Source organism: Rhodocaloribacter litoris (assembly GCF_011682235.2).
In the GTDB taxonomy this organism is placed as follows: Bacteria; Bacteroidota; Rhodothermia; order Rhodothermales; family ISCAR-4553; genus Rhodocaloribacter; species Rhodocaloribacter litoris.
In genome coordinates, this window is record NZ_CP076718.1 from 4,293,099 (window position 1) to 4,310,759 (window position 17,661).

The 17,661-nt window shown below is 66.9% G+C and carries 14 protein-coding genes; 11 read left to right on the forward strand and 3 right to left on the reverse strand.

Annotated features, from left to right (window positions below):
• The first annotated feature begins 132 nt into the window (after positions 1 to 132).
• From GQ464_RS17800 to GQ464_RS17820, 5 genes are all read left to right on the forward strand, one after another.
• Positions 133 to 1,311: a hypothetical protein gene (locus GQ464_RS17800; RefSeq protein WP_166978377.1), complete on the forward strand. Its 1,179-nt coding sequence runs from the start codon at positions 133 to 135 to the stop codon at positions 1,309 to 1,311.
• Positions 1,312 to 1,591: 280 nt separating this feature from the next.
• Positions 1,592 to 2,689 (forward strand): heat-inducible transcriptional repressor HrcA, encoded by a 1,098-nt coding sequence (gene hrcA, locus GQ464_RS17805; RefSeq protein WP_228350423.1) that lies wholly within the window; start codon positions 1,592 to 1,594, stop codon positions 2,687 to 2,689.
• Positions 2,690 to 2,737: 48 nt separating this feature from the next.
• Positions 2,738 to 3,313 carry a nucleotide exchange factor GrpE gene (locus tag GQ464_RS17810; RefSeq protein ID WP_166978375.1) on the forward strand — a complete coding sequence of 192 codons (576 nt, stop codon included), beginning with the start codon at positions 2,738 to 2,740 and terminating at the stop codon, positions 3,311 to 3,313.
• Between the two features lie 39 nt (positions 3,314 to 3,352).
• Positions 3,353 to 4,510: a molecular chaperone DnaJ gene (gene dnaJ / locus GQ464_RS17815; protein ID WP_166978373.1), complete on the forward strand. Its 1,158-nt coding sequence runs from the start codon at positions 3,353 to 3,355 to the stop codon at positions 4,508 to 4,510.
• Between the two features lie 22 nt (positions 4,511 to 4,532).
• On the forward strand, positions 4,533 to 5,066 hold the full coding sequence (locus GQ464_RS17820) for a flavin reductase family protein (protein ID WP_166978371.1): 534 nt from the start codon (positions 4,533 to 4,535) through the stop codon (positions 5,064 to 5,066).
• A 978-nt stretch (positions 5,067 to 6,044) separates the two neighbouring features.
• Here GQ464_RS17820 and GQ464_RS17825 read toward each other — a convergent pair.
• The 3 genes from GQ464_RS17825 to GQ464_RS17835 form a co-directional block, all read right to left on the reverse strand.
• Positions 6,045 to 6,854, reverse strand: coding sequence for a TIGR02757 family protein (locus GQ464_RS17825; protein WP_166978368.1), 810 nt, complete (start codon positions 6,852 to 6,854; stop codon positions 6,045 to 6,047).
• 439 nt (positions 6,855 to 7,293) lie between these two features.
• The gene (locus GQ464_RS17830; protein WP_166978365.1) at positions 7,294 to 8,319 is read right to left on the reverse strand and encodes a threo-3-hydroxy-L-aspartate ammonia-lyase; all 1,026 of its coding nucleotides are present in this window, start codon (positions 8,317 to 8,319) and stop codon (positions 7,294 to 7,296) included.
• 56 nt (positions 8,320 to 8,375) lie between these two features.
• Positions 8,376 to 8,717, reverse strand: a complete 342-nt coding sequence (locus GQ464_RS17835; RefSeq protein ID WP_166978362.1) for a DUF4342 domain-containing protein — start codon at positions 8,715 to 8,717, stop codon at positions 8,376 to 8,378.
• A gap of 440 nt (positions 8,718 to 9,157) precedes the next feature.
• On the opposite strand from GQ464_RS17835, the gene GQ464_RS17840 reads away from it, so the two are divergent.
• The 6 genes from GQ464_RS17840 (at position 9,158) to GQ464_RS17865 (ending at position 17,604) form a co-directional block, all read left to right on the forward strand.
• Positions 9,158 to 9,583 (forward strand): hypothetical protein, encoded by a 426-nt coding sequence (locus GQ464_RS17840; protein WP_166978352.1) that lies wholly within the window; start codon positions 9,158 to 9,160, stop codon positions 9,581 to 9,583.
• 115 nt (positions 9,584 to 9,698) lie between these two features.
• A complete protein-coding gene (locus GQ464_RS17845; protein WP_166978358.1) occupies positions 9,699 to 10,109 on the forward strand; it encodes a hypothetical protein in 411 nt (136 codons plus the stop codon).
• A gap of 52 nt (positions 10,110 to 10,161) precedes the next feature.
• On the forward strand, positions 10,162 to 11,700 hold the full coding sequence (locus GQ464_RS17850; RefSeq protein WP_166978356.1) for an O-antigen ligase family protein: 1,539 nt from the start codon (positions 10,162 to 10,164) through the stop codon (positions 11,698 to 11,700).
• 579 nt (positions 11,701 to 12,279) lie between these two features.
• The gene (locus GQ464_RS17855; protein WP_166978355.1) at positions 12,280 to 13,644 is read left to right on the forward strand and encodes a type II secretion system F family protein; all 1,365 of its coding nucleotides are present in this window, start codon (positions 12,280 to 12,282) and stop codon (positions 13,642 to 13,644) included.
• Between the two features lie 51 nt (positions 13,645 to 13,695).
• Entirely contained in the window at positions 13,696 to 15,870 is a 2,175-nt protein-coding gene (locus GQ464_RS17860) for an ATPase, T2SS/T4P/T4SS family (RefSeq protein ID WP_228350424.1), read from the forward strand.
• Positions 15,871 to 16,248: 378 nt separating this feature from the next.
• Complete coding sequence (locus GQ464_RS17865; RefSeq protein WP_166978986.1) at positions 16,249 to 17,604, forward strand: type IV pilus twitching motility protein PilT; 1,356 nt, start codon at positions 16,249 to 16,251, stop codon at positions 17,602 to 17,604.
• Positions 17,605 to 17,661 lie beyond the last annotated feature (57 nt).

A 17,661-nucleotide genomic window follows, 5' to 3' on the forward strand; every position in this document is an offset into this window, starting at 1 on the left:
GGGAACGCCCGAAAACGCGCCTGCGGGGTGTTTCACCCGCGTTTGCGTAATGCCGCAACCGGGTGGCACGGTGTTGGGCGGCAGGCCGGGGTGAACCCCGGACACCGCCCCGTGACCAGACCGGAGACGACCATGAACGCATCGATACCTGCTCTGCACGCCACCCGGTTGCTCCCGGCGCTTATCCTGTTGATCGCCCTGACCGCACCGGCCGACCTGCTTGCCCAGTCCCGTGAGGCAGGGCGGGGACGGACGAGCGGCCGGGAGCGGGTCGAACGCACGGACGACGAGAAGAAGCGTGGGACCCCCTCGCAGGCGTCGCGGAAGACGACGCCGGAGCGGGAACGCGAAGCCGGCCGGAGGGCATCCCGCACGACGACCGTGCAGCGAGACGCGCCGGACCGGCGGGTCATCGTGCGGGGCGAACCCGGCCGCCGGGGCGAGCGCGCGCCCGAGGTCCGGCACCATCCACCCGAGGTCCGGCATCACCCGCGCGGGCACCATCCCCCGAAACACCACGGGCCTGTGGTCGTCGTCCGGCCCCACGTGCAGGTGAACGTTCACTGGCCGTGGACGTACCGCCACAGGCGGCACTGGCGCCCGCGCTACCGGTATCGCCAGGTGGTCTACGTGGAGGTGCACTGGGGCCGGCGGCACCGCACCAGCCGGATCGACGTGCAGACGTACTACCGCCAGGAGGTCCGCTACGCCGACGCGCACCATGCCGTCGTCGACCTCTACATCGAGGAGATCGAGCTGTTCAGGGATGGCCGGTACTATGGCCGGGTTCACCACATCCCCGCCCGCCTCGGTCATCTCACGGCCCGGATCTACCGCGACGGCCGGGTGGTCTTCGACCGGGACGTCTTCATCGTCGGCGATCCCCATGCCGGATTCGAGATGATCGCGACGCGGCACCGGGGCGGGTATGTCTTCGACGGTTATTACGGGCCCGGCGAATGGGTCGTGGGGCGGCTCGACCTGCGGCACCAGGCGGTTCACCTGGTTCATCGAAGCCGCCTCTTCGACCCCTACGACTTTGAAGGCTGGGTGCCGATCTCGCTCCTGCCGGACGACCTCGCCTGGCGCTACGACTACGGGGCGGGCGCGATCAGTGCCTACGACGACGATGACGACTATTACGGCTACGAGCAGGTACCCTCGGGCGGGGTCTCGGTCCACGGCGACGTGCATTTCCGTGTGGAAAAGACGGCCCGTCCCCGGACCCTGCGTGAGGAGAAGCGGGTGACGGCGGCCTTCGGCGCGACGATCCACCTCCGCCGTGAAACCGAGATCCAGCGCCTGCGCTGAGGCCCGGCTGCCGGGAGCCGGCAGGGCGGCGCCCCCCGAGAGGCGGTGCCCTTTGCCGTATCCGCCCGGCCTGCCACGATGAAACCCTGTGGTCGAAAGCGGGGTTGGAGGACACGGACGCCGTGCCGCAGATCGGGCCGGCGGCACCGGCGTTTCCTGCCAGACTGGCAGAATCGTCCGCGTCGCCCGGGCGCAACACCCGGCAAAACAGGGTGTTCACCGCACCGGCAAGGCTTTTGCTGAGCACGGGATATCGTTCCCGCCATCGGATGTGACCGCCGTGCATACGACCCACCGGACATATGGTGAAACGCCGTACTCCCTGAACCAGCGGGAGCGGGAGATTCTGCGGCTCGTGGTGCAGAGCTTCGTCCACACGGCGGGGCCGGTCGGCTCGCGTTTCCTCTCGAAACGGTATCCGCTGGGGTTGAGCCCGGCCTCCATCCGGAACACCATGAGCGATCTGGAAGAGCGCGGTTATCTGGATCATCCCTACACCTCGGCGGGGCGCATCCCGACGGAACTGGGGTACCGCGCCTATGTGGACGAGCTGATGGAGACGGTGCCGGTGCCCCCGTCCGTCCGGCGTTCGCTGAAGCACCGGCTGCGTCCCGCCCGGCAGGATGCGGAGGAGATGTTGCGGATCGGCTCCCGCCTGCTCGGGGAGTTGACCAACCTGCTCGGGGTGGTGCTCAGCCCGCGCCTCTCGACCGGGGTGCTGGAGCGGCTCGAGATCGTCCCCCTCTCTTCCACGCGGGTCATGTTCGTGCTCAGCGTGCGGGGCGGGCTCATCCGCACCATGATTTTTCCCATGCAGGCCGGGCATGACATCCGCCGGGAGGAGCTGGTTCGGATCGTCGCGCTGTTGAACGAGCGCCTGGCCGGGCTGACGCTGGAAGAGATCCGCCGCTCGTGCCGTCCCCGTGTCCGCGACCTGGAGGACACCACCGGCCTCGTCCGCCTGATCCTGGACGAGTCGACCACCCTCTTCAGCGAGCTGACCGACACCCGCCACGTCGAGTACGGCGGGACGGGGAATATTCTCGCGTTGCCGGAGTTTAAGGAGCCCGCCGACCTGCGTGGGCTCATCGAGATGCTCGAAGACGAGACGACCCTCGTCTACCTGCTGGAGGAGCCGGACCCGCCGGCCGAGTTCGACGTGGCCCGGGCGCAGGTTCGCATCGGCAGCGAGAACCGGCGGGCCGCGGTCGGTGGTGAGAAGGTGGAGCGTTTCTCGGTCGTCACCGCCCGGTACAAGCTCGGCGATACCGTCGGCACCATCGGCGTCATCGGGCCGACGCGGATGGACTATGCCCGCGTAGTGGCGCTGGTCGAGGAGATGGCCCGGCAGATGAGCGGGCCCGCCGAAGTTTCCTGACCGGCCCGCCGGCCGCTGAGCAAAACCAACCCTTAGAACCTGATCCCGATGAGCAGGGAAACGACCCGTAACGATCTTGCACCGGACCGGGAGCAGCCGCCCGCGGCGCCGGAGACGGAAGCCGCTGTGGCGGACGGTGCGGCTCCGGACGAACTCGAACGCCTCCGCGCCGAGCTCGAAGCGACACGCGAGCAGCTGCTGCGCAAGGTGGCCGAGTTTCAGAACTTCCGCCGCCGTACCGAGCAGGAGAAGGCGTTGCTCCTGGAGGTGGGCAAGGCCCATGTGGTGACCTCCCTGCTCGACGTCGTCGATGACTTCGAGCGGTCGCTGGAGGCCACCCGCCGGCTGGAGCAGGAGAAGAAACAGAGCCGGAAGGCGGCCTACGAGGGATTGAAGGAGGGCGTCGAGTTGATCTACCGGAAGCTGATGGAGGTGCTTGCGCAGCACGGAGTCGAGCCCATCGAAGCCGCCGGCCGGCCGTTCGACGAGGCCCGGCACGAGGCCGTCCTGCAGCAGCCGGCGCCGGAGGGAACCCCGTCCGGGGTCGTCTTGCAGGAGCTTCAGAAAGGATACCGGCTCGGGGATCGTGTGCTGCGGCACGCGAAGGTCGTCGTCTCGTCCTGACGACCTGGCCCGATGCAGCGACGCAAACGATCGAACGCAATGCGCGATTACTACGAGATACTGGGTGTCGAGCGAACGGCCACCGCCGAAGAGATCAAGCGGGCCTACCGCAAGCTGGCGCTCAAATACCATCCGGACCGCAACCCGGACGACCCGACGGCGGAGGAGCGCTTCAAAGAGGCGGCCGAGGCCTACGAGGTCCTTTCCAACCCGGAGAAACGCCAGCGCTACGACCGTTTCGGTCATGCCGGTGTGCGGGGCAACGGCAATGCCGGTCCCGGCTTTCAGGACATCAACGACATCTTCAGTGCCTTCAGCGACATCTTCGGTGGCGGTTCCATCTTCGAGGAGGTCTTCGGTGGAGGGCGTGCCCGGGGACGGGGGCCGCGCCCGCGCGGGCGCCCCGGCAGCGACTTGCGCATCAAGCTGCCGCTGACCTATGAGGAGATCGCCGAAGGGGTGGAAAAGAAGATCAAGGTCCGGAAGTACGTCGTCTGTGAGGCGTGTGCCGGGACGGGGGCGGAGGGCCGGGAGCAGGGCTATGTGGTCTGCCCGACGTGTGGCGGCACCGGCGAGATCCGCCACGTGACGCGCTCGGTCTTCGGCCAGTTCGTCAACGTGCAGCCGTGCCCGGCCTGCCAGGGAGAGGGCCGCGTCGTGCGGCACCGGTGTGCCGCCTGCGGCGGGGAGGGCCGCCGGAAGGGTGAGGAGACGATCACCATCAACGTGCCGCCCGGGGTGCTGGAAGGGCATTACCTGACCCTGCGCGGGGCCGGCAATGCCGGGGTCCGGGGCGGACCGGCGGGCGACCTCCGCGTCGAGATCGAGGAACTGCCGCACGAACACTTCACCCGCGAGGGGCTCGACATCTACTACGAACTCTACCTCTCTTTCCCGGATGCCGTGCTGGGTACGGAGGTGGAGGTGCCCACGCTGAAGGGCCGGGCACGGCTTCAGATCGACCCCGGGGTGCAGTCCGGTAAGATCCTGCGCATGCGCGAGCGCGGCCTGCCCGAGCTGCACGGCGGCCGCGTCGGCGACCAGATGGTTCGCATCCACGTCTGGACGCCTACCTCCCTGACCGACGAGGAACGGCAGCTCCTCGAGCAGCTTCGCCACTCGCCCTCGTTCGCCCCGCAACCGGAACGCCAGGAGCGCCGGTCTTTCTTCAGCAAGTTCAAAGACGTCTTTACCTGAGCCGTCCCCGGTTCCGGAAAATATGCCCGATAAACTCGACGGCGAGGCCCTGCGCGACGTGATGCGGCTGGTCCCGTCTCCCGTGACGGTGGTCACCGCACGATCCGGGGAGGAGGTGCGCGGCATTACGATCGGCTCGTTTACCAGCGTGTCGCTCGATCCGCCGCTCGTCTCCTTCAATGTGGGCCGGGACGCCCGCATGCACGACCTGATCACCCGTGCGGATCGTTTTGCGATTCATGTGCTGCAAGAGGATCAGGCCCATCTCTCCGAGCACTTCGCCCTGCCGGATCGGGCCGCCGGAGACCAGTTTGACGCCGTGCCGCACCGCCTCGACCCCCACGGCCTGCCGCTTCTCGAGGATGTCCTGGCCGTGCTCGTCTGCCGTCCCTATGCCGTCCACGAGGCGGGGGATCACGTGATCGTCGTGGGGGAGGTGATGGAGGCGCGTGTGGGCGCATCCGGTCGTCCCGTGCTCTACTGCCGGCGCGGGTACTACGGCCTCGGCGAGCCGCTGGAGACGGAACTGCTTCTCCCGCGCGAGAGCCTTTCCTGAGCCGCGCACGCGGAAAACTTTTCACCCGTCGCGATCCGAAACCGTGTCGCCGGGGCGCTTTTCTTCCTTCCGCCGCATGGTATCATGTTTGCCCCGGCGCGAAGCAGATGTGCACCGTGGCATAGATGACGGGTTATGGGTACCTATGCGGATCGGCGGGAGGCCGGCTTCAGCTTTCTGGGGTTCTGGATCGAGGGGCGTCTCGTCGATGCCGTTCGGGTGCGTCGTGCCGTGTGGCGCCGGGTGCTGTGGCTCATCGGGCCGCTCGGTGTGCAGCTCGTCCTGTTCAAGCTGATGCAGTACGTGCTGCTGGAGCGGGGCCTGGAGGAGGGCAGGGCCCCGGGGGTGTCGCTGGGGGCGTTTTTTCTGGAGCAGGCGCCGGTACCGCTGCTGCTCGGCGGGCTGGCCTTCTCTACGGCGGCCCTGTTGATGCTCCGCTGGCCCGTGCTCAAGGCGGCGTTCGTACCCCTGGTCGTGCTCATCTTTGCCGGTGTCGCGGCCGTGTTGCGTGCCGCGGTGCCCTTCGACCTGAGCTGGGTGTCGGCCGGGTACTTTGCCGTCGTCCGGGAAGACCTGCTTTTCTGCCTGCTGGCGATGCTCGGGGTGGCGCTGCTGTTGCACAATGTGCGCGGGCGGCTGGGACGGTTCCTGGCCGGGACGGTGCATCTGCTGGCGCTGGCGTGCATGTTGCTCGCCAGCCTGGACTTCGGCTATTTCCTGCAGACGGGCACCGTGGGTGGCGTCCGGGAACTGTATGCGTTCGTTACCGGAACCCCGCTCGTGACGGAGGCCGGTAGCGACCGGAGCCTGCTCCTGTTGCTGGTGCTCCCGTTCGTCCTGGCGATGCTGCCGCTCCTGGCCGACCGGCTGTCGGTGCGGCGGCCCCGGCGGGGACGGGGCGGGGTCGCCGTCGTGTTGTTGCCGGTGCTGCTGCTTCTCTTCTGGCCGCGTACGGCGGTGCGCGGGGAGCTGGTGCCGTTATGCCGGACCCCCGTCGTCCGCCTGCTCGACGACGTAGCCGGGCGCTTCCCCGAAGGCGCCGGGCCCGAAGAACGCGAAGTCGTAGCGGGCGGGGTCCTCCGGGCAGAGACGCCGGCACTGCGCCGTCAGTTCGAGGACGGCCCGCCAGTCGTTCTGCCGGCGGGTCAGTAGGCCGAAGGCCCGGGCCTGCCGTCCCGCGTGCACGTCCAGCGGCAGCACGAGCCGGGCGCGGTCGATCCGGGTCCAGACGCCCAGGTCGACGGGACCGGGCCGGACCATCCAGCGCAGGTACAGGCTCAGCCGCTTGCAGGCGCTGCCGGTGGACGGGCGCGCGAGGTGTTTCCGCAGCCGGGCCGGTGTGCCGGGCAGGATCGTCAGGAGCGTCTCGCTGAAGCCTTCCAGCGCCGGACCCACATGCGGCGACGACGGCGGAAGGTGCTGCACGAAGAGCCGCTCGAGGCTGCCGTATTGCGCGAGCACGGCCTGCAGGCTCCTGGTCAGCCAGAGGGCGTCCACCGGCTGGAACGTGCGGTGCTTGAAGCCGGCCAGGGCCGGTCCGTCCCGCCCTTCGTCGAAGTGCCGGACGAAGGCGTAGGGGCGGTACCGCATGCGCTCGCAGAGCTCGGCCAGCTTCTTCAGCATCGTCTTGCGCTGTCCCCAGGCCAGCAGGGCCGCATACAGGCCGATGACCTCACGGTCCCGCGGGTCGTCGAAGCCGTGGGGGATCGACACCGGGTCCGTGGCGATGAAGGCCGGCTGCTCGTACCGGTGCACCAGGGCTTCGAGGGTGTCCTTGAGGGTCGGCACGTTGAATCGTTGCAGGAAGAGCCCGGGAAACCTTACTAACTGATGTTACGCAGTTGAAACCTGTGGGATAGCAGGACTACCCCTCCGTCGCTTCGCGCCACCTCCCCTTCGCAAGGGGAGGATCTGGACGGCTGCATCGTGCCAATACAAGCCCTTCCCCCTGGCCGCAGGCCCTGCAGGGGGAAGGTCCCCGCAGGGGGGATGGGGGTCATGACCGCTGCGACACCGCCATCGCCCGGCGTCTACCCCTCCGTCGCTTCGCGCCACCTCCCCTTCGCAAGGGGAGGATCTGGACGGTCGCGTCGTGCCAGCCCGAGCCCTTCCCCCTGGCCGCAGGCCCTGCAGGGGGAAGGTCCCCGCAGGGGGGATGGGGGTCGCTATCTCCCTGATCGGGGGCCTGTCCCGAAGTGAAGGGAGTGAAACGTGGTCGCTTCGTCGCCTACTGTGTAACATCAGTTGCTAGCGTTCCGGCGCGCCGGTACAGCCGGAGGACGTGGCCGAGATCCACGTTGCCGCCCGAGAGAATCACCCCGACGCGGGCCTTGCGAACGGGAAGGACGCCTTCGAGGACGGCTGCGGCGGCCAGCGCGCCGGTCGGCTCCACGACGAGCTTCATCCGTTCCCAGAGGAAGAACATCGTGCGGAGGAGGGCCTCGTCGGAGACGGTGACCATCTCGTCGACGCACCGGAGGACGAGGGGAAAGGTGACCTGGCCGAGCGAGGGGGTGCGGGCCCCGTCGGCGATGGTGTCCGGGTTGTGGACCGTATGCAGCGTGCCGGTGCGGAAGGAACGCGTGGCGTCGTCGGCTTTTTCCGGCTCGACGCCCACGACCCGGCAGCCGGGGGCGTGTGCCCGGGCCGCCAGCGCGCTGCCCGAGAGCAGCCCGCCTCCGCCACAGGGGACGAACAGGTAGTCCAGCGGGCCCGTCGCCTCGAAGAGTTCCTTCGCCGCCGTGCCCTGCCCGGCGATGACGTCCGGGTGGTCGTAGGGCGGGATGACGGGCAGCGCCTCGCGCGCCGCGACCTCGGCGGCCAGGGTCTCGCGGGTCGTCCGGTGCCGGTCATACGGGATGATCCGGGCGCCGTACCCCTCGGTGGCGGCGCGCTTGATGGCCGGCGCGTCCTCCGGCATGATGACCGTGACCGGGACGCCGAGCAGCCGCCCGGCCAGGGCCAGGGCCTGGGCGTGGTTGCCGGACGAATACGTGAGCACCCCCCGGTGCCGCACGCCGGGAGCAAGCCGCGCCAGGGCGTTGTAGGCCCCGCGAAACTTGAAGGCGCCTGCCCGCTGGAACGGCTCGCACTTGAAGAAGACCGTCGCGCCGGTGCGGGCATCGACGGTGCGCGAGGTCATCACCGGCGTCCGGTTGGCGACGCCGTCGAGGCGTGCGGCGGCGGCGGCCACGTCGTCGTAGGTGACGGGCAACGCCGTCTCGTGCACCGGTGCTGCCGTGTGCCGTGTCATCGTGCGCTATGCGGTCTGGTGGTCGTCCTGTCCTTCCGGGCACCCGGCGGTTCGGCTCAGGCGCTCGTCGTGCTCGTATCCGTGGGTTCCTGCCCGGCGGCGCCTTCGTCCGGGAGCTGTGCCGGCGGTGCGGCTTCCCGCTCGATGATCACGTCGATGTCCGAGACGAGCGCGGCAATCGCCCCGATGGCGGCCAGCACCGGGCTGATGAACAGCGCCGCGGCCGCACCGCCCACCCCCACCGAGAGGGGGAATTCCATCAGCGTGCGCCCGTCTTTCTTCAGGATGACCCGGCGGGCGTTGCCCTCCTCGATGATGTCGCGCACCTTGTCGACGAGCTGTTTGCCCTCCACCTTGATGCGCTCGATGATGACCTGGGGTTTTTCTTTCTGCGTCATGGTTTCTCCTGCTTGAGACGATGCGTGCGGGGGTGCGGCCGGCTGCGGCGCGCACGGGACACCGGAAGATACGACCGTTTGCGACGGCGGTTCGCCGCACCGTGCACACCGGCGCCCTTCGCGGCAGGGAGCGTCCCGGCCGGCCGGGGTGGCCTTTTCCGGGGTGGGAACGATGCTTGTCCTGTTTTTACAGCCGGATAGCCGGCGGGCGAAAGAATCGCTTTTTCGGGGATTAAGTTCGAACGCGGCCATCCGATACCGGCAAAGAGTTCCGCCGGGAAGGAAAAAACGGGCCCGGTAAAAAAACACGCGTTACAACTTAAGTCTTTTCGAAAGCAGGCCGATTGCCCCGGAAAGACCGGAAAAGCGGGTAGCACCCGGAACGCTTACGAAGCAAACCAACTCCGCACGTATAACCAACCCAACATGGAGGCTCGACTATGGGTCAGCAACAACTTCTCCTGCTCGTTCTCGGCATCGTGATCGTCGGTCTGGCGGTCGTCGTCGGGATCCAGGCGTTCAGCGAGAACCAGAAAAAAGCCAACGCCGACGCGCTCGTCAACGACGCCATCCGCATCGCCAGCGATGCCCAGGCGTGGAAACTCAAGCCGGCTGCCTTCGGTGGTGGCGCAGATGCTACCAACTGGACTGGACTTACATTCCAGCAACTCGGATACGAGACTACGGACGATGTGAATACGTATGAAAACCTGAATGGTAAGTTCGTGATGAGTGATCAAACTGAGACCACACTCACAATCACGGCTACGAACACCGAAACGGGTAACCAGGTGGTGGTTGAAGTCAGCGGTACCAAGCCGAGTGACATCACGACTACGGTCTCGAACTTGACCTCATCGCCATAATCTTTTCCTAAGTTATATATTAAGCGGCACCCCTGGTTGTGGGCCTGGCCCCGGCAGGGGTGCCGCTGTCCGTTAGGAGCAAGGCTATTCGTGTACCAGAGGCCGGTCGAAACGTATGGGACAGCAACAATTACTCCTTCTGGTGATCGGAATCATCGTCGTCGCCGTCGCCGTGCTGGCCGGTTTCCACGCCATGGAGACGAGCTACCGGCAGCGCATCGCCGACACGCTGGTAGACCGGAACCTGACCATTGCCAGCGACGCGGTTTTCTGGAAGACCAAGCGTGATCCCTTCTGGGGCGGCAATGCCGAGTACACGGGGCTGGCCTCGGACGGCATGCAAAAGCTTTTCCTCGGCGAGGAGACCCTGCACGGCACGTTCAAGATCACCGAGGCCACGGCCAACACGCTGGTCATCACCGCCGTCGCCAAAGCCTATCCCGAGATCGGCGTGCGCACGTACGTCAACGGCTATTCGATCGATTCGACCGTCGTGCGCTACGACGGCTCCATCACGCTGGAGTGAACAGCGCGGCGAGGCCCGGTAGCGCCCGTCCATCTTGTGTTTACGTCTCGCCATGCAACGTACGCTCGCGATTCCCCATGCCGTTTCCCGGGCAGGACAGTCGTCCGTGGCGCTGTGGTTCGGGGTGGCTGTCGCGGCGCTCTATGTGGTGTTCATGCCGGTCATCAACCCGCTGGCCGGCTTTGAACGTTTATCTCCCTTTGATGCAAAGCGGATCGTCCAGGTGGGCCTGCTGGTGCTGCAGGCCCTGGTCGTGGTCTTTGCCGGTGCGGTGAGGCGTGCGTGGTTCGAGCAGTATGTGCTGCTTCCGCGAGCGGCGCGGTGGGCGCTGGTTGCGATTCTCGCGCTGGGAATTGCCTCGTCTTTACGGGCCGAAGCGCCGTCTATCGCGCTCCTCGAGGTCGGGCATCATGTGCTGCTTTTCGCCCTCATGCTGTCGGTGGCTCTGTGGGTACGCACCACCTCCGGTGTGGATGCCTGGGTGCTGCCTGTCTGTGTGGCGGCGGCGAGCTTCTATGTGCTGAAGTTTCTGGTCGGCTACGTGCTGGCGCAGGCGGTGCCTGTGTTCGTTCACTGGCCGTCGGCCAACGTCGGGTTCGTTCACGTGCGGATGTTCAACCACCTGCAGACGTGGAGCCTGCCTCTGATTGCCGGGGCCGTCGTGATCGGGCGTGTACGTGGGGGCGTGCCGGTCTGGTCCGGGCGGTTGCTGCTGGCCTGCTGGTGGATGTTGCTCATCGCGTCCGGGGGGCGGGGAAGCAGCCTGGCGCTGGTGCTGGCCCTGGCCGGGTGTGTGCTGCTCTACGGCCGGCATGCCCGGGCCTGGGTGCGTGAGATCGTTATCGGTCTGGCCGGCGGCATCGTGCTATACGGGGTGCTGTTTATCTGGCTTGCCGGCAGTGCGCCGGGGTTGCCGGAGCGTGATCTGACCCACGATATGGGGCGGTTCACCTTCTGGCGCTATGCCCTGGAACGCTGGCAGGCCTCTCCCTGGCTCGGGGCCGGGCCAATGCATTATGCGCGTTTTGCAGGCTTTCCCTGGCAGCATGGCAGCCCGCACAATGTCTATCTGAAATGGCTCTGCGAGTGGGGGCTTCCGGCCGCCGGCCTCATGATCGGCCTCGGCGTATGGGGGCTGGCAGCCTGGATACGAAAGACGCGGCAGAGCCTGCGGGCCGGCATGCGTTCCGGCGATGCCGTGCTGCGTGTGGCGCTGACCGGTTCGGTGGTTGCTGCCTGTGTGCACGGAGGGTTCAGCGCGGTCGCCGGTGCTCCCCTGAGCCAGATGTGCCTGGTGCTCATTGCCGGGTGGATGCTGGGCCTGCATGGCCGGCAGGTACTCCCGCAACCCGTGGGCACGTCGAAACGACGGTTGCGGATGGCCGTGGGACTCGCCGTGTTCCTTCTGGCCGCTACCCATGTCGCCGGGCAGGCGACGGTGGGGATACGGCAGGCCGAGGCCGGCATCGCGAGGTACCGGGAGTTGATGCCCGGGCACCCCCTGAAGCCCCGGTACTGGGGACAGGGCCTGTTCCTGATGCCGGAGCCGTCTGCTCCAGACGAATCTTCTCGGGTCGCTTCGCATCGTTGAGGCCGGTGCGGTGGCCTCCGTCACGGAGGTTGTCTCGACGGATCTCGACCCTAACTCTTCGGGGCGACACCTCCCTTCGCAAGGGGAGGATCTGGACGGCCGCGTCGTGCCAGCCCGAGCCCTTCCCCCTGGCCGCAGGCCCTGCAGGGGGAAGGTCCCCGCAGGGGGGATGGGGGTCATGACCGCCGTGACACCGCCATCGCCCGGCGTCTACCCCTCCGTCGCTTCGCGCCACCTCCCCTTCGCAAGGTTGACAAGGGTAGGTATAGCGGAGGTCATTTTTATTGAGGGTATAGCTGCCCTTAGCGAACGGCCCACTGTAGCCGCGGATCTGGACGCGTTGCGCGTCCCGCCGGCCCGGGCTCTCCGGTGGGCCGGGGGACGCGCCCATAAAGGGTGCGGCTACATTGCGCTGCACAACGACGCCTTCAGCAGCATGGACCAACGCTATATGAAAACCTACCCCTGTCAACTGCTTGACCGGGGGTTGTGCGCTGTGTTCCGTCGCGGGACGGGCTAAAGTTGGTTCGGATCGGGTCGATCCCGTACGTGTCCCTTTCTTCCGGATTCAAATCGACTATGGCAGCCGTACGGGAATACAAGTTTGTCGGGATCAGTCATGCGGGGCAGCCGGTGCAGGGAACCGTGTTTGCCCCGTCTCGCCGGGCCGCGCAGAAAAAAGTCCAGACCCTGGCCGAAAAGCATGGCTTTCGTCCCCGGGACGTTCAGCAACGGCAGGTGTACCTTTACAAAGTCCGGCACCCGAACGGCAAGGTAGTGACGGGGGAGCAGAAGGCCTTCTCCGCGCAGGAGATCGAGACGGCCCTGCGCAAGATGGGGCTGGAGGTGCTCAAGGTTGAGAAGAAGCTCCTCAACTTTCAGCGTAAGCCACCCCGCCAGGACATGATCATGTTCGTGCGCCTGGCGGCCAACCTGCTCAAAGAGAAACTGCCCTTCGACGAGGTCCTCAACCTGCTCGTCAACGACGTCTCCTCGCGGAGCCTGAAGCAGGTCATCCGGGACCTGAACGCCGACCTCAAGGGCGGGATGGAGGCGCAGCAGGCCTTCATGAAGCACCAGCACATGCTGGGCAAGTTCACGGCCTACATGCTCGGCATCGCCTCCCGAAGCGGTAACATGGCCGAGATCTATGAGTCGACGGCCCGTTTCCTCGAGCGCCAGAACGAGTTCAAGAAGAGCGTCCGCAGCGCCATGGTCACGCCGACCATCACCATCCTGGTGCTGATCGCCGCCTTCATCTGGTACGTCTGGTACATTTTCCCGCAGACGGCCGGGCTGTTCAGCAACTTCGGCATCGAGCTGCCTCCCATGACGGCGGCCACGTTGCGTTTCTCCGAATGGATGGACCGTAACTACCTCTGGCTGATATTGCTCTTCTCCGGCACGTTCGGCGGGTTCCTGGCATTCGCCCGGACCCCGAAGGGACGGTTTCACCTTCACCGGTTGCTGATTCGCATACCCGGCATCGGTGAACTGCTCCACAAACTCAACATCGAAATTTTCTGCCGGGTCTTCGGGGTGCTCTACTCCGGCAGCGGCGACAACATCAACGTCATCAAGATCGCCGCCGAGGCCTGTGGCAACGCCTACATGGAGCACCGCATCAAGACGATCACGGTCCCGATGATGGTGGCGCAGGGGGCGGACCTGGTGCGCTCGATGGAGGCCAGCGGTGTCTTCACCCAGATGGCGCTGGCCCGCTTCCGCAGCGGGGCCGAAACGGGGAACGTGCGTGCCAGCGCCCTCCAGATGGCCGACTATTACGAGAAGGAAACGACCCTGAAGCTGCGCTCGACCGTCGAGACGATCCAGACCGTGGTGGCGATCATCATCACCATTGCCATCATGTTCCTGACGATCATCTCGTCCGAGATCGCCCTGATCCAGCCTTCGAGCACGGACATCATGCGGCTGAAGAAGTAGCCGGGCCGGTTTCGAAAAAAGACGTTTATCCACCATCGACCTGCCTGAGCCATGGTTCCCGGCGCTTTTGAGAACGGTTCGGATGCCGGTGCGGGCCCGGCCGGGGGCCGGGGGCATCGGTCCGGGGATCGTCCCTCCCGGGGTCCCGCGGAGGCCGCCCACGGGCCGGAGGAGGACGAGGCGCGCTTTCTGGCCGCCGTCTGGGAGGAGGTCCTGGCGGAACTCTCGGCGCAGGCGCCCCGGGACGAGTCGCCCCTTTCCGGGGAGGAGGGGGCGGAAGCGCCGGAGCCGCCGGAGGCCGGCGGCGACGGGCAGGCCCCGGGACCGCCGGAGCCGCCGGCGGTCGAGGTGAAGACGCCGTCGGAGGAGCCGCCCGGCGTGCCGGAGGCCCCGGAAACGATGGAAGCGGCGTTGCAACAGCTCCCGCCGGCCGGGCGGAAGGACCGGGTCGTCGCCTCGCTGATCCTGAAGCGGCAGGTCTCCCCGAAACAGGTTGCCGAAGCCGTGGCGAAGCAGCGGCAGGCCGGGGAGAAGGAACTGCTCTGGCGCCTGCTCGCGCAGGTCCCCGGGGTGGACCGGGAGCAGGTCTATGAAGAAGCCGCACGTGTCTACGCCTTCCCGGTCGCCGAGATCGACGAGGACCGCCCGGACCGGGAGTTCGTGCTGCTCATCATGGAGACGGTGGCCGAAGACCGGCGCCCCGAGCTCGTCCAGCTGCGGTTGCTCCCCTACGAATACGACATCGACCCGCAAAACGGGGCGGCACGGCTCATCTTCGTCACCCACGATCCCGCCCGGCCCGAGGTGCACCGCACCCTGCAGCAACTCAACCTGGGCCGCTTCGAGCTGCGCTATGCCGCCGAGTCGAAAATCGAGCGGATCATTGCCGAGGTCTTCCCGAAAAAGAACGAGTTTCTGGAGAAGATTCGGGAGAAGAAGGTTGCCTTCGACCTGGGGATGAGCTACGAGGACCGGCAGAACGAGCTGATCGACGAGGAGGCCCTCGAAGCCGAAATCAGCCGCTCCTCCCTCATCAACCTCTTCGAGGCCGCCCTCGTCGATGCCGTCCGCCAGGGCGCCTCGGACATCCACGTCTTTCCCAATCCCGGCCGGCAGATCGAGATCCACTTCCGCATCGACGGCCGGTTGAAGCGTTGGTACGTCGAGGACAAGGTGCACCCGGAGTCTTTCCTGGCCGTCGTCAAGGACAACGCCGCGGGCGTCGACCGCTTCGAGCGGGACATGGCTCAGGACGGCTTCATCCAGCGCTGGATCGACGGCGCCCTCATCCGCTTCCGCGTCTCCGTCCTCCCGATCGCCTCCGCCGCCCAGGAAATCCGCGCCGAAAGCATCGTCATCCGCGTCCTCGACGACCGCAAGGTCCTCACCGACCTGCGCGAACTCGGCATGCTGGACGACGCGCTCGAACGGTTCCAGCGAGCCATCCGGCAACCCTACGGCATGGTCATCCTGACCGGCCCGACCGGCTCGGGCAAGAGCACCACGCTCGTGGCGGCCCTCCACCAGGTCATCAGCCCCGACGTCAACGTGCTGACGGTCGAGGACCCCGTCGAGTACATCATCAAGGGCGTGCGGCAGGTCAAGCTCAATCACAAGCTCGACCTGGAGGGGGCGCTGCGGGCCATTCTGCGGCACGACCCGGACATCGTCATGGTGGGGGAGATGCGCGACCGGGCCACGGCCGAGCTGGCGATCAAGCTGGCCAACACGGGGCACCTGACGTTTTCGACGCTGCACACGAACGACGCCCCGAGTGCGGTCAGCCGGCTCTACAAGATGGGGGTGGAGCCGTTTCTGATCGCGTACGCGATCAACCTGGTCGTGGCGCAGCGGCTCATCCGCAAGCTCTGCCCCGCCTGCAAGACGGCGGACACGGACCCCGACCCGGTGCTGCTTCACATGCTGGGGTTCACCGACGAGGAGATCGCGGCGACGACCTTCTACCGGCCGGGGAACGACCCGCAGTGTCATACCTGCCAGGGACATGGCTACAAGGGCCGCCGGGCCATTTGCGAGACGCTGTACTTCACACGGGAGATCCGGCACCTGATCGCCGAAGCCGGAGACAAGATCGACGAGGAGGCGCTCCGGGACCGGGCCGTCGCGGACGGCATGCTGACGCTGCAGGACGCCGCCCGTGTGCTCGTCAGGATGGGCGACACGTCGGTCGAGGAGATGATGCGCGTGACGGCGACGGAAGCGTGAGGCGCGTTTCGGATGGCGGGGCCGGGGCCTGTTGTTGAGAGAAGGACCGGCTTGAGCGGTCCGGGGCGGGGCCGCCCGTCTCAGGTCCGGCACACAGATCCGGAGGGCGTCATGCCGGGCGGGTACGACCCGTGCGACCCCGGGCACGGAGCGCCTGCGCGGCGGAGAGGCGCGTCCCGTGTGTGTTGCCTTGCCGCCCGGCCCGGTGCCCCTTCCGGCCCGTCCCATCGACGCGCGGCGCACCCCGGCGACGATACTCACCGGTCCGGCTTAAGGGGTCTCCGGGGCGGCCGATATGCTGAATAGGCCGCGCAGCCCCGGTATCGGGGCGGCCTCGATGACGGAGTACCCACCAGCTTGAACGGCAGGATTTTTCGGATGGATACGAAACGGAGCGAGTTGTTGGGCCGGCAGCAGCGTGCCGTGCCGCGGGCACCGGAGGCGGACGGGCCGGCTGTGCGGGATCGCCTGCGGGCGGTACGGCCGGCGGCGGTGGTGGACCGGCCCGAGGTGCCGCCGCTGCCCGAGATCTGCCGCACCGTGGCCGACTCGATTCCCTACTCGCTCTACGGCGAGGAACGGCTCCATTTCCTGGCCGACCAGGTGCGCGTCCTGCCCGACCGGGAGAAGACCGCCCTGCGCCTGCATGTCGAGTTCTTCGTCCGCCACATGCTGGAGGTGGGCGCCAGCGACATCGACGCCGGCGGGCCGGCCTGCAACGGCTTCATCTGGTACCGCGTCGACGGCGACAAGCGGCCCGACGAGCGGATGGGGCGCTATCACGTCGACGAGACCAACGTCCTCTTTCTGAACCTGCTCACCGAGCGGCAGCGCGAGGTGCTCTTCGAGGAAGGCGCCGTCGACTTCTCGTTTCAGCTCCCGGTCGAGGGCCGGGACGGGCGGCCGCGGCGCTTCCGTGCCACGCTCTACTACGATATGGAGCACCTCGGCCTCAACATGCGCGCCATCAGCGACGAGTTGCGGTCCCTGCGCTCCCTGGGTTTCCACCCGATCATCGAGCACGGCGTCATGTTCCGCCACGTGCGCGACGGCCTCACCCTCGTCACCGGCGTCACCGGCTCCGGTAAGAGCACCACGCTCGACGCCATCGTCGATGCCAACAACAAGGACTTTCCCGGCCATATCGTCATCATCGGTAAGCCCATCGAGTACATGCACGTCTCCAAGATGTGCATCGTGCGGCATCGTGAAGTGGGCAACGACGTGCGCACCTTCAAGGACGGCATCGTGCAGGCCCTGCGCCAGGACCCCGACATCGTGGTCATCGGCGAGATGCGTGACCCGGAGACGATCTCGGCCGCCCTCGAGATCACGGACTCCGGGCACAAGGTCTTCTCCACGCTGCACACCTCCTCGGCCGTCGAAAGCATCGACCGTATCATCGGCGAGTATCCGCCGGAGGAGCAGAACCGCGTCCGCAACCGCCTGGCCGACGTGCTGCGGTGCGTCGTCTCGCAGAAGCTCTGCCCGAAGGTCGGCGGCGGGCGGGTGCTGGCCAAGGAGGTGCTCTGGATGACCCCCTCGGTCCGGGCCGCCATCAAGAACGAGAACACCAACGAGATCTACCAGATGATGTGGGAAGGCGGCAACCAGGGACAGATCACCCTGGAGCAGGATCTCTTCCGCCTGATGCGGCAGGGGCTCATCACCGCCGAAACCGCCATGAACTATGCCAACAACAAGCGGCGCCTGCAACAACTGATGGGCAGTTGACCCCGTGAGGTGGCCGGTACCACCACGAACCGTTGAAAACCAGCAAGACGGCACGTA